8 protein-coding genes are annotated in these 11,994 nt (G+C 68.6%); 3 read left to right on the top strand and 5 right to left on the bottom strand.

Annotated elements, in window-relative coordinates; genetic code table 11:
* Positions 1-68 precede the first annotated feature (68 nt).
* Both WME97_RS25060 and WME97_RS25055 read right to left on the bottom strand, forming a co-directional pair.
* The gene (locus WME97_RS25060) at positions 69-1,109 is read right to left on the bottom strand and encodes a Gfo/Idh/MocA family protein (protein WP_437540644.1); all 1,041 of its coding nucleotides are present in this window, start codon (positions 1,107-1,109) and stop codon (positions 69-71) included.
* 160 nt (positions 1,110-1,269) lie between these two features.
* Positions 1,270-1,506 (bottom strand): hypothetical protein, encoded by a 237-nt coding sequence (locus tag WME97_RS25055; protein WP_437540642.1) that lies wholly within the window; start codon positions 1,504-1,506, stop codon positions 1,270-1,272.
* Between the two features lie 867 nt (positions 1,507-2,373).
* Here WME97_RS25055 and WME97_RS25050 point away from each other — a divergent pair.
* On the top strand, positions 2,374-4,062 hold the full coding sequence (locus tag WME97_RS25050) for a DUF1592 domain-containing protein (protein ID WP_437540641.1): 1,689 nt from the start codon (positions 2,374-2,376) through the stop codon (positions 4,060-4,062).
* Between the two features lie 30 nt (positions 4,063-4,092).
* Positions 4,093-5,454, top strand: coding sequence for a DUF1552 domain-containing protein (locus WME97_RS25045; protein WP_437540639.1), 1,362 nt, complete (start codon positions 4,093-4,095; stop codon positions 5,452-5,454).
* Positions 5,455-5,602: 148 nt separating this feature from the next.
* On the opposite strand, the gene WME97_RS25040 is transcribed toward WME97_RS25045, so the two are convergent.
* From WME97_RS25040 to WME97_RS25030, 3 genes are all read right to left on the bottom strand, one after another.
* A complete protein-coding gene (locus tag WME97_RS25040) occupies positions 5,603-6,169 on the bottom strand; it encodes a hypothetical protein (RefSeq protein WP_437540637.1) in 567 nt (188 codons plus the stop codon).
* Between the two features lie 200 nt (positions 6,170-6,369).
* Positions 6,370-7,971 carry a non-reducing end alpha-L-arabinofuranosidase family hydrolase gene (locus WME97_RS25035; protein WP_437540635.1) on the bottom strand — a complete coding sequence of 534 codons (1,602 nt, stop codon included), beginning with the start codon at positions 7,969-7,971 and terminating at the stop codon, positions 6,370-6,372.
* A 182-nt stretch (positions 7,972-8,153) separates the two neighbouring features.
* Positions 8,154-9,677 (bottom strand): endo-1,4-beta-xylanase, encoded by a 1,524-nt coding sequence (locus tag WME97_RS25030; protein WP_437540633.1) that lies wholly within the window; start codon positions 9,675-9,677, stop codon positions 8,154-8,156.
* A gap of 1,110 nt (positions 9,678-10,787) precedes the next feature.
* Between WME97_RS25030 and WME97_RS25025 the strand changes: the two genes are divergently transcribed.
* Positions 10,788-11,906: a hypothetical protein gene (locus WME97_RS25025; protein ID WP_437540631.1), complete on the top strand. Its 1,119-nt coding sequence runs from the start codon at positions 10,788-10,790 to the stop codon at positions 11,904-11,906.
* Positions 11,907-11,994: the final 88 nt, after the last annotated feature.

The raw sequence follows: 11,994 nt of genomic DNA, 5'->3' as shown, positions 1-11,994 counted from the left end.
TGCTCGAAGGCGCCGCGGGGCGGGGGAGGATGCCCCCGCCGCCGCGGCCGTGACGAGGGCGGGCGCCGCTAGACCTTCTCCCAGCGCCTGCTCTCGGCGGAACGGAACAGCGCGTCGATGACCCGCATGTTGCCGACCGCGACCTCGATCGAGTTCTCGACCGGGCTGCCCGTGCGGATGGCGCGCGAGAACGCCTCGCTCTGCAGGTGGTACTGGTCGACGACGGGGAACGAGGTGACCTTGGCCGAGCTGCAGTTCAGCGTCGAGCCGTCATCGAGGAAGATCTTGCACGGCTGGTCGGCGGGGGCGTTGAACGGGATCTCGATCTCGATGCGGCCCTTGGTGCCGAGCGCGTTCACGCGCTGGTAGGCCACCGCCTGCGTGCTGCACGTGAACGTCAGGTGCGCGCCGCCGTAATCGAGCAAGCCCGAGGTCAATCGATCGGTGCCGAACTCGGGATCGCGCTCGACGAGCACCATCGCCCGCACGGGCTCGCGTCCGAACAGCAAGCGCGACGTGTTCACGGCGTAACAGCCGATGTCGTAGAGCGCGCCGCCCCCGACCTGTTCCCTGTTGCGGATGTTGGTCGCGTCGCGGTTGAAATACGAGAACGCGGCCTGGACGCTGACCAGCTCGCCGATCCGGCCGCTTCGCACCCAGTCCCTGGCCTGCTGCCACTGCGGGTGATAGCGGACCATGAACGCTTCGGCGATCAGCTTGCCCGTCTCGTGCTGGACGTCGGCAAGCGCCGCGGCGTCCTTGGCGCTGAGCGCGATCGGCTTCTCGCACAGGACGTGCTTGCCGGCGCGGGCCGCGCGCGCCGACCACTTCACGTGCAGGTGGTTGGGCAGCGGGATGTAGACGGCCTCGATCTCCGGATCGTCGAGCAGCTCATCGTAGCTTCCGTACGCCTTCGGGATCCCGAGCGACTCCGCGGCGGCGCGCGCCTTGTCGATGTCGCGCGACGCCAGCGCGGCGACCTGGGTCAGGGGCCCCCGCCTCATGCTGGGCAGGCTGACCTTCAGCGCGAAGTTGCTCGCCCCGAGGACGCCCCAGCGCACAGGGGTGATGGATTCGCTCGCCTTCGGATCTTGCGCGGATGTGGACATGGACACCTTGCAACGCGCGACGCTGGTGGCCGACGGCGCGCCTGAGAACGCTCGACGTGAATCGACCCGACGGGTCAGGCCAGGCGCTGGAGCGAGAGCGCCCGCCCTGCGCGAGGAGCGGAGAGGGCGAGAGCCGGGCGCGGTGCCTCAGAAGGCGTCGTCACGGCGCTTCGCCTCGTGCTCCGCCTTGTACAGAACCGTCTTGATCCAGCCCCTGTATCGGACAGGCTCTCTGTCCTTTGTCGCCGCAGCTGAAATCCTTCCCTTCGGCGACCGATGCGGGGACGTCCGCCGTCCCGCCAGCGGCCCATGCTGCGCCCGCAAAGCCGCCCGCAAACCCGAAGGCAAAGCCAGTGCCGACGCTCATCATCACGGCACCCATCAGCTTCACGCTCATCCACATCCGATGTCTCCTGATCAGGGAAGGGGCAAGCTCAGCCGCATGATCGCAGCTCCGAGACGAATTGTGATCGTTCACATGATGAGGGTCAATCAAAAATGACCGGTGCGCGGCCATCCTCCGGCCGCAATCGATGCGTGGCGGCGGCCGGCGACGCGTGGCGGCGGCCGGCCGCGGCGCCCGCGTGAGCTGTCACACGAGCTTGGCTTGTGCGAGATCGTAGGTTCCGGGGAGCCCGGACGGTGCTCTTGCGCTGTTCCGGCTTGCCCTCGACCAGGACGCGCGCGGCTCTGGAGGACCCCACCAGCGTCGTCCTCCCCCGGGCTCGAGGGGGGGGGCCCGCGTGCCGGTCGATTGGCGTTGACTCCTGGGATGTGATCGTTCACATTGCGCTCAGGGGCCTCCTTTTGCTTTGCCCTCGGCGGCGTATCCTGCGCGCCGAGATCTCGTCTTCTTGATCGGTCCCGGTGCTGATTCGGTTCGCTCGGCCGTCGCTGAAGCGATTGCCGTTTGACGGTGCTTGGTGTCTCGCCAGAGGTGATTCACCAGAGGCCACGACAAGCGTTGCTGATTCGACGGCTGTCGTGAACCCCTAGGTGCTGTTCACTGGAATTTTCTTGGGTGTCCGGCGAAGCGGCCGGATGGCGGCTTCGGGTGCGGCGTGACCTATGTTGCGGCGGGCTCTGCTCAGCCCCTCCTCGGACGCAGCAGTGTCATCACACCGGCCCGGTCCGGTATCTGGTGCTCCAGGCTCCATCACGCCGGGCGAAATGGGCTCCGTGATGCGAGCGCCTGCTCTGAGGCATGGTCGCGAGATGTGGGTTCCCGCGCGTCGTCACCCCCCTTGCATTATCGGAGAGCAAGATGAAGAAGCCGTCATGGCACGAGCTCCGTTTCTCGAGAGAAGTCGCCGCCCTTTGCGCGCTCGCGTTCGCGGCCGCGTGCACGGGCGCGCTGGGTGACCCGACCGAGGGCCCTGGGGCATCCTCTTCCGGGGGAGATGAGCCGCCGACGGGCTCGGACCCGCCGCAGTTCCAACCCGCGGCCGGGATGCTGCGCCGTCTGACGAGGACGCAGTTCCGCAACGCCGTGCGCGACATGCTGGGCGTCGAGGTCGATATCCATCAGCTCGACGCCGACAGCTGGAACGGGAACTTTGCGGTCATCGGCGCCGCGACCGTCGTGACCTCGGAGCGAGGCGTCGAGCAGTACCACGCGGCCATCGAGGGCGCCGTCGACGCGGTGTTCGCGGATCCCGCGAGGCGAGGCGAGTTCATCGGCTGCACGCCCAGCGGCGCGGAGAACGACGCTTGCGTGCGCGGCTTCATCGAGGCGCTGGGGCGTCGTGCGTGGCGCCGCCCGCTCGAGGCCGCCGAGGTCGACCGGCTCGCGGCCGTCGCGACGAAGGCCGCGACCGAGCTCGAGAGCGCCGTCGAGGGGGCCCGCTGGGCGACAGTGGCCCTCTTCACGTCTCCGAACTTCCTGTATCGCCCGGAGCTCGGCGCTCCGAGCGCCGACGGCTCGCTTCGCTTGACGGGCTACGAGATGGCGTCCCGGCTCGCGTTCCTTGTGTGGAACAGCCTGCCAGACGAGGAACTGCTCGACCAGGCCGCGAGCGGGGCGCTCGGAACGGTGGAGGGGATCCGCGCTGCGGCGACGCGGCTGCTCGAGGCGCCTGCCGGGCGCGAGGCGGTCGGCGCCTTCGCCGAGGAGTACATGCGGCTCGATCGGCTCAGCACGCAGGCAAAAGACACGGGGCTCTTTCCGGAGTATAGCCCCGCGCTGCAGGAGGCGATGGTCCGCGACATGCGAGGCACCTGGGAGGTCCTCGCGTTCGACGATCGAACGAGCGCGCTCGACCTGTTCTCGACAACGAAGGTCGTCGTCAACACCGAGCTCGCCCAGCTCTACGGTATCGACTCGGCCGGCCTCGGCTCGGGCGCCTTCGAGGTCCGCTCGCTGCCCGCGGACGGCCCGCGCGTCGGGATCCTCAGCAAGGCGGGCTTCCTCTCGCAGTTCGCGAACCAGAAGGAGGGCTCTCCCACGTTGCGCGGCAAGTTCATGCGTGACGCCCTCATGTGCACGCCCATCCCGCCGCCCCCCGGCGACGTCGCCCTCGAGCTCCCGGAGCCGCCCGCAGACAAGCCCCTGACGAAGCGTCAGCGGCTCGAGATCCACCGGACCGAGCCCGCCTGCGCCGGCTGCCACTCGTACATGGACCCGCTGGGCCTGCCGCTCGAGACGTTCGACGCGATCGGCCGCTTCCGCACGACCGACCACGGCCTGCCGATCGACCCGAGCGGCGAGTTCGACGGGGTGCCGGTCGCCGACGCGCGCGCGCTCGGCATGACCCTCAGCTCGGACGCCTCGGTCGCGGAGTGCCTCGTCCGCAAGTACTACACGTATGCAGCGGGTCACGAGGAGAGAAAGGTGGACAAGCGCGTGCTGAACGCGCTGACCGCCTCGTTCGAAGGGTCGGGGTACAGGCTGCGCGAGCTGGTCCTCGACGTCGTGACCAACGATGCTTTCTCGTCCGTCGCCCCCCAACCCTGATCGCAGGTACCCCCAATGACGAACAAAGCTTTGAGCCGACGAACCGTTCTCCGGGGCATGCTGGCGACGGGCGCCGCCGTCACCATCCCGCTCCCCTTGCTGGAGATCATGCTGAACGAGAGCGGCACGGCGCACGCTCAGACGAAGACGCCGGTGTCGCCGCTCTACGTCACGTGGTTCTTCGGGAACGGCACGCTGCCCGGTCGCTGGAAGCCGACGCGCACGGGCTCCGGTCAGGCCTGGGAGCTCAGCCCGGAGCTCCAGCCGCTCGCGGACCTCAAGTCGTACCTCACGGTGATCAGCGGCCTCGAGAACAAGCTCGTGGTCTCCGGCGTCGAGCACCCCACCGGGTCGGCGGGGGCCACGACGGGCGCGCCGCTCAGCGGGAACGCCGTGCGGGCCCCGTCCATCGATCAGGTCGTCGCGAACGCCATCTCGGAGGGGGCGCCTTACCGCTCTCTCGAGGTGGGATTGACGCCGGCGACGCCGGGCGGCCCTCAGGACTCGCTGCACACGGTCTCGCACAGGGGGCCGAACGCGCGCAACAACCCGGAGTTCGATCCGAAGGCCGTGTTCAATCGATTGTTCATGAGCGGCTTGCCCGAGCCCAGCGACGACGGCGCGGAGCAGGCCAGGAAGCTCGCGAACGTGCGGAAGAGCGTGCTCGATTCCGTCCAGCAGGACGGCGCGAGCCTGAAGCAGCGGCTCGGGGCGGCCGACAGGCATCGTATCGAGGAGCACCTCGAGTCGATCCGGGCCATCGAGCAGCGCCTCGATACCATGTCGTCCGGCGGCGGTGCGACAGCAGCGTGCAAGAGCCCGACGGCGCCCGCCGTTGGCAAGGACTCGCAGAGCGAGGCGCCCCCTGCGGTGAACTCCGCCATGGTCGAGCTCTCGGCGCTCGCGCTCGCCTGCGAGAGGACCCGCGTGCTCTCGTTCATGTTCTCGCTGCCCGCCGCGCACGTCTACTATCGGCACCTCGCGCAGGACATGAACGACGACTTCCACGACACCATCTGCCACGGAGATGCCGGGGATCAATCGAGCCAGCCTCGCGTCGACAAGGGCGTGATCTACACGATGCGCTGCCTGAACGAGTTCTTGACGAAGCTCAAGAACACGCCGCACGGCAGCTCGAACCTGCTCGACAGCTCGCTCGTGTACGTCACGTCCGACACCGCGTGGGGCAAGGTGCACACGAGGACGGAATGGCCGGTGCTCTTCGCCGGGAAAGCCGGAGGGCGGCTGCGCGGCGACGAGCACCGCAACTTCCCCGGCGACAACCTGAGCAAGGCGCTCCTGACGGTCGCCCAGGTCATGGGCGTGAACGTGACGGAGTTCGGTATCGACGCGGGGCGGGTCACGTCGCCGCTCGCGGGCATCCAGGTCTGAGCGCGGCGCCGCCGCGTCTGGAAGAGGCGCTCGGCAGGCGCTCGCCGCCTGCCGGCGCCGCCCCATCGTCCCCGGCTCCAAGACAACCCACCTCGCGAGCGTGCCGGAGGGCTCGCTGGACGTGCCGTTCGTCAAAGGCGAGTGAGGCTCACCGGCACGGGAAGTCGTCGAAGCGGCCGCAAACGGACAGGTCGGTGCGGCCAGCGCCCACGGATAGATCCCACGCGATCGCCGAAGGCGTCCCGACGTAGGGCTCGATCGTGAGCGTGCCGGTGACGAGATCGGGCTGCAAGCCCCTGGCGGCCAGCGCCACGCCGTGCGGCGTCTCGACACCGAGCGTGAACGTTCCCGGCTGCCCGTCCCACCTCACGATCCCGAACACGAGCACATCGTCCAAGACGTCCGCCGCGGGCACACAGCCGGAACTCCTCGGCGAGAGCTCCACGAGGAGCGTCGAGCCGGCGGGCTCGCAATCGATGTGGCTGTAGACCCGATCGGGCGGCACCGTCCAACCGGGTGAGGAGGACGAACTGCTTGTGTCGCTGCCTCCGGCCCCTGGAGCAGACGTTCCGCCGTCGCCGTCGCCGTCGCCGCCGCCGCCGGCGTCGCCGCCGCCGCCGCCGCCGCTCGTGCCATGGCCGTCCTCGCGAACGACGACGGTGCTGTCACAGGCGCTTGCGAAGAGGAGCGCACCCAGGAGGACCACTCGCATCATGCGGGCCATCTTAACACGCGCGAAGGATCCCAGCGAGGGTCGCCTCGCAGCTGTGGCTGCGGAGTGAAGGGTCGCAGAGCGGCGGTCACCCGCACAGGAGACGGGTCCAGATCGGCGTTTTCGGCGCGGAAGCGCACTCCGGTGCGCTGAGCACCGAAAACGTCGAGATGGGCCCGTATCCGAAGCGGGTGCCCGCCGCTCTAGCGGACCGCCTTCAACAGGCCGAGGCGGTACGGGAGCTGCGAGTATTCGCCGCCCGAGCTCGGGTTGCGTCCTTGATACAGGAACTGCAGATTGCAGGTGTCGATCGTCGCGGTCTCGTCGTTGCCATCGCGCACCAGCTCGCCATGGCTCACGTCGTCGCTCCAGTCAGCCACGCCTGACGCGTAAGTGACGTTGTTTTGACCTGCGAAGGGCGCGTTCCAGGTATGCGCGAGCGGGGTCCACGCGCCGTCGAGGCGATCCGCGGTGAACGAGCGATAGAACCTGGCGCCCGTCGGGCCGATGGCTTCGATCAGCGTCAGATACTTGTTCATGCCCTTGATCTTGTACGTGGAGCTCCCCTCGAACAGATTGTTACGATTCGAGTCCTGAAGGGCGATCGAGACCGGGCCGAACCCGTTCGGGAAGTTCTGCACAGTGGTCTGGCTGCGGTACATCCGGCCGTCGTCGCCGGTGAAGAAGAGGTAACAGTTGGCGCTGTCGCAGATCACCCAGTAATCGATGGGCAGGCTGGGCATGCCGGCGGGCGTGGACGCGAAGAAGTTCTGGGGCCTGGTCCAGGTGTCCGGGCGGCTCGGGTCGCTGGTCGTGGAGAACTGCGGCGGCTGCGATTGATAGATGAGGTACCACTTGTTCTGAGGCCTGAAGAAGAACATCTGCGGCGCGCACCGATAGCCGCTGAAGCCAGGCGTGCGATCCATGTAGTAATGCGATGCGGACGCGGCCTGGGACCAGTCGGTGAAGTTCAGGTACGTCATCTGCCAGTTCCCGGCGGTGTTCGCCGTGGTGGCGTAGATGTGCCAGCGATCGTTGAAGAAGGAGACCGTCGGATCCTTGATGGACACGATGTTGTGAGTCGCGTCGGACTTCGGGCTCACCAGCGCGCTGCTCGACTGCCAGCGGAAGGTGGTGGGCAAGCCGCAACCTTCGCCGCCCCCGCTGCCGCCGGCGCCCCCGCTGCCGCCGGTGCCGCCGGTGCCCCCGCTGCCGCCGGTGCCGCCGGTGCCGGTGCCGGTGCCCGAGCTCACGGGGGTGATCCGGAACTGCTGGTTGGTGCCGCCGTTCGATGCCCATTGAATCACGGCGGTGCCGTCCGCGGTGCCGCGGCCGTAGACGTCCAGGGACTTGCCGCTGTTGCGTGCGGTGAGGCGCACGACGCCGTTGGCGACGTCCGTGAAGGACCACTGCTGGTTCTCCCCGGTCCAGCAGGAGTATTGCTGGATGCGGGCGCCGTCGCTGGTGGAGGCGCCGGCGACGTCCATGCAACGGTTGCTGTTGACGTTGCGGATGCGATAGTAGCCGCCGCCCGCCGATTCCATGCGGAACTGTTGCCGCGTCGAGCCATTGCAGCTGGCGATCTGCATGGCCGCCGCGTCAGCGGTGCTGCCTCCAGCCACCTCGACGCACTTTCCGCTCTGGACACCGGTGATCGTGTAGGTCGCCGCGGTGTCGATGGTGACGCTCTCGGCGAGCTCGTCGAGCTCGGGGCCGTCTTCATCGAGCTGCTCGGCGGAGACGCACGCGGCCGTGGCGGCCAGCGTCGCGAGCAGCGCCCATCGTCTGAATCGGATTCTCATCATGATCCCCTCTGTTCAAAGGCATAGGAAGCGGGAAGTAAGACACACGGAAACGCGCCCGGGATCGGCTGCGCAAGCGCTGGCCTGGCGGGCCGACTCCGTCGACCTGCGATCGAGCCGACGAGCCTGCGCAGCGATCTCCGGGCGCGTGGTTCTCCGTGAACCGCGCGTCAGCGCGTCCGGCGTCAGCGCCCCAGGTAGCTCATCAACCAGGACATGGCGGGCCGCATCTGGCCGCTGCTGCTCATGAGCCCTGAGTTGGTCACCCACGTCTGGCCGCTGATGTACCCCCACAGCGTGATGCCCTTCACGCTCGGATGCTCGTAGAACATGGGGAACTGGCTCTGCATCACGTTGAGCTGCTGCGTGTCGTTCGCCAGGTTGATGTCGTACTCGGTGATGTAGACCGGCAGGCCGGTGCCGGCGAGTTTATCGAGGAAGCCCTTGACGGTGCTGGTGTTGAGCTTGTACGCGTCGTGAGCCTGAGCGCCGATGCCGTCGATGGGAGCCCCCGCCGCCCGGATCCGATTGACGATGTTGAGCGTGTTCTGATTGTCGCTGTTGTACTCGATGTTGTTGTAATCGTTGAGCAGCAGCTTGGCGTTCGGGCAGTACTGCCGCGCCCACTTGAACGCTTGCACGATCCAGTCGTAGCCGCTCGATCCCGCGCCGCCGAGGGCGTTCATGTACGACGGGGTGGTGTGCGGGGGCGGCTCGTTCACGACGTCGATGACGGCGACGTCCGGGTAGCGCTGGCAGAACGCCTGGATCCACTCTTCTACCTCTGCGCGCTGCTCGCTCTGCGACAGATTGGCGATCCAGCCCGGCTGCTGGGCACCCCAGATCAGGGTGTGGCCCTTGTAGGGAATGCCCTTCTGGCGAGCGTAATCCCGGACTCGGTCCATGCCGGCCCAGTTCATGACGTCCCGCGTGGGCTCGACGGAGCCCCACTTGCCCTCGTTCTCCGGGCTGAGCTGGTTCCAGTACCGGGACAGATCCGCTCGCACCTGCCCGCCGGTCGTGATGTTGCCGACGAACTTGCCGCCGCTGCTGCTGCCGCCGCCGCTGCCGCCGGCACCGCCGCTGCCGCCTGTTCCTCCGGTGCCGCCGGTGCCTCCGGTGCCGCCGGTGCCGGTGCCGCCGGTGCCGGTGCCCGAGCTCACGGGGGTGATCCGGAACTGCTGGTTGGTGCCGCCGTTCGATGCCCATTGAACCAGGGCGGTGCCGTCCGCGGTGCCGCGGGCGTAGACGTCCAGGGACTTGCCGCTGTTGCGTGCGGTGAGGCGCACGACGCCGTTGGCGACGTCCGTGAAGGACCACTGCTGGTTCTCCCCGGTCCAGCAGGAGTATTGCTGGATGCGGGCGCCGTCGCTGGTGGAGGCGCCGGCGACGTCCATGCAACGGTTGCTGTTGACGTTGCGGATGCGATAGTAGCCGCCGCCGGCCGATTCCATGCGGAACTGTTGCCGCGTCGAGCCATTGCAGCCGGCGATCTGCAAGGCCGCTGCGTCCGCGGTGCTGCCTCCAGCCACCTCGACGCATTTTCCACTCTGGACGCCGGTGATCGTGTAGGTCGCCGCGGTGTCGATGGTGACGCTCTCGGCGAGCTCTTCGAACTCGTAGCCGTCTTCATCGAGCTGCTCGGCGGAGATGCACGCGCTGAGCGCGATCGTCGTCAGCAGGGTCCAGCGTTCAAATCGCATTCTCATAAGGTTCTCCTGTGCTTAAGCGGGAATTTCGTAGTGGCGTGAAACCGGCCCCTGCGACGCGTAGATAAGTTGTTGAGTTGGCGTCGCTCTCCCGTGGAGCCGGATCACATGGAAATATGTTCTGTCAACGCAGGGCAGCTCCCAAAGGTGGGGCTTGACGTCTCCGAAGCGTTTGGATCTCCTTCTCCCCCGACGCGCCGGTCCAGGTGGGCCTGGTCGAGCCGGTGTCGGCCGAGTCGAGCTCCGCGCGCGGGTCGTCGTCGGACGTGCCGACCCCCCTCGGGGCGGCGTCGTCGCCGGCGCCGGGGCTCAGCGTGCCGAAGAGCTCGGTGGAGATCGACGTCTCATGGATCAGCCCACTGGCCCGCGTGGCCCGTTCTCGTAGAGATCTCAGTGCGCATGGCCACCCTTCCGATGCGAAGCAAAAGAATACCGACGAGTGCCAATGTGAGCGCTCACATCTCCGATGTCAATCGCGGAAGGCTGTTGAGGGAAGGCGGCTCCTTCGATTCATGGGTAAGTTGTTGATATGCTGTCTCTTTTTCAGGGAGGCTGGATTGCGTGGAAGAATGTTCTGTCGGTCCAGGGCAGCTTCCGCAGTTGGGACTTGACGTCTCCGGAGGGTTTGGACTTCCCTCTCCGCCTCTCCACATTGGGCTCCCTTCTCCCACATCGGGTCTCCCTCGTTTCCTACATTGGGGTTCCTTCTCCCCCCCAGCAAGCGCGAGCTGCGCCGCGCGCAGACGCCGCTCGTCCCGAGGGTGTCCTCTGGGCGGTAGGGGACAGAGCGCGAGATTCACCTGACACGGCCGCGTGTCCCGCGATATCTCGGCTCGTCATCGGTGCTGGCCCCGCTCTCGCCATGTCCTGCAGCGAATCGTGGCGAGTTATTGCAGCCCGAGCAGCGTTGATTCCGATCTTTGCTGGACCAACAGCACCGTCCGCCGCGCGGTCACGGTCAACGGCACCAGGTGCGATCCACGGCGATCGGTAGGCGGCGGCCTGCCGCGCTCTTCTCCTCGTCCGCGGCGAGCCGCCCAGGCGAGCTCGGCCGCCCTCGGGCCGGTCTCGCCTGGGCGCACCCTCGCGGGGACGATACCCTGGGCGAGGATGGAGCCCATCTTCGTCCTGATGATCATCTCGGGGATCGCGGGGCTCGCGCGCTTTTTCGCGTACGCGCGCAACGACGCGCGGCGGGCGGCCGAGGCCCGCTGGCGGCTCGCACGGCCCCTGTGGCAGCGCGCGGCGGCCCTCGTCGGGGGGGAGTTCCGGTCGGGTCCGGGCCCATCGGGAGACCCGCGGATGCAGATCTCCGTGGTGCTCGACGGCGTCGCGCTCCTCGTCGACCACGACGTCGATCGCGGCGGCGCGGCCGTCGTGCGCTACAGCACCCGCATCACGGGCACGGTGAGCAACCCGTCGGGCCTCAGGCTCCGGGTCAACGAGCAGCAGCTCGGCCGGCCGAGCGGCGGGGGCTTCCGGGCGCGGCGGGTGGACGCCGGCGACCCGGCGGACGACGGCGCCTTCGTCGTGCAGGCGAGCAGCCCGGCGCTCGCGCGCTGGTGGCTCACGCGGGAGCTGCGCGAGGCGCTCCGCGCGGCGGCCGAATACCAGCTCACGCTCGAGGCGCACCGGCTGACCGCGATCCGCGCCGGGCTGGAGGACGACGCCGAGAAGCTCGCGAGCGCCATCCGCGCTGCGGCGCTCGTCGCCGGCCGCGGCCGGGGGCTCGCGAAGGAGCTGCGCGCGCTCTCGCAACAGCTCGGCGGGCGCCTCCTGTCCGGCGCCGGGACCACCTCGCCCGGAGGCATGACCATCGAGCTCGAGCACCGCGGCCGGCGCCTCGCCGTGACGTTCGGCCGGGATGGAAGGCGGGGGGCGTTCGGCACGCAGGTGCGCGTCGCCCGCGCCGCGTCCCCGTCGGAGCGGTTCATCGTGAGGCGCCGGCAGAGGCGCGGGCCGGACCGGGCGAGCTCGGGGCAGCCCGACGACGGCGGCCTGTCGCGGGCGTACGAGGTGCAGGCCGAAGCGCCGGACCGGGTGGCGTGGCGCCTCACCGACGAGGTGGGGCGCGAGATCGCCGCGCTCCGCCCGGCGGCCGTCGTGGGCGATGAGGCCGCGGTCAAGCTTGTGTTCGGCCGCATCGAGACGGGGCGCGACCGGATCGAGCGCGCGATCGCGATCGTCTCGTCCCTCGCGGCGCCCGCGCCGCAGGGGCCCTACCGCTGACGGCGCGGCGAGCCGCCCCGCCGGCTCGGGGCGCCGCGACAGGACGACCAGCGCGTGAGCTTCGCGCGCCTGAGCTTGCTCCACTGGC

Source organism: Sorangium sp. So ce367 (genome assembly GCF_051520455.1).
Taxonomy (GTDB): Bacteria; Myxococcota_A; Polyangia; order Polyangiales; family Polyangiaceae; genus Sorangium; species Sorangium cellulosum_B.
Note: the sequence above shows the minus strand (reverse complement) of the source record. Positions and strands in the feature narration are given on the sequence as shown.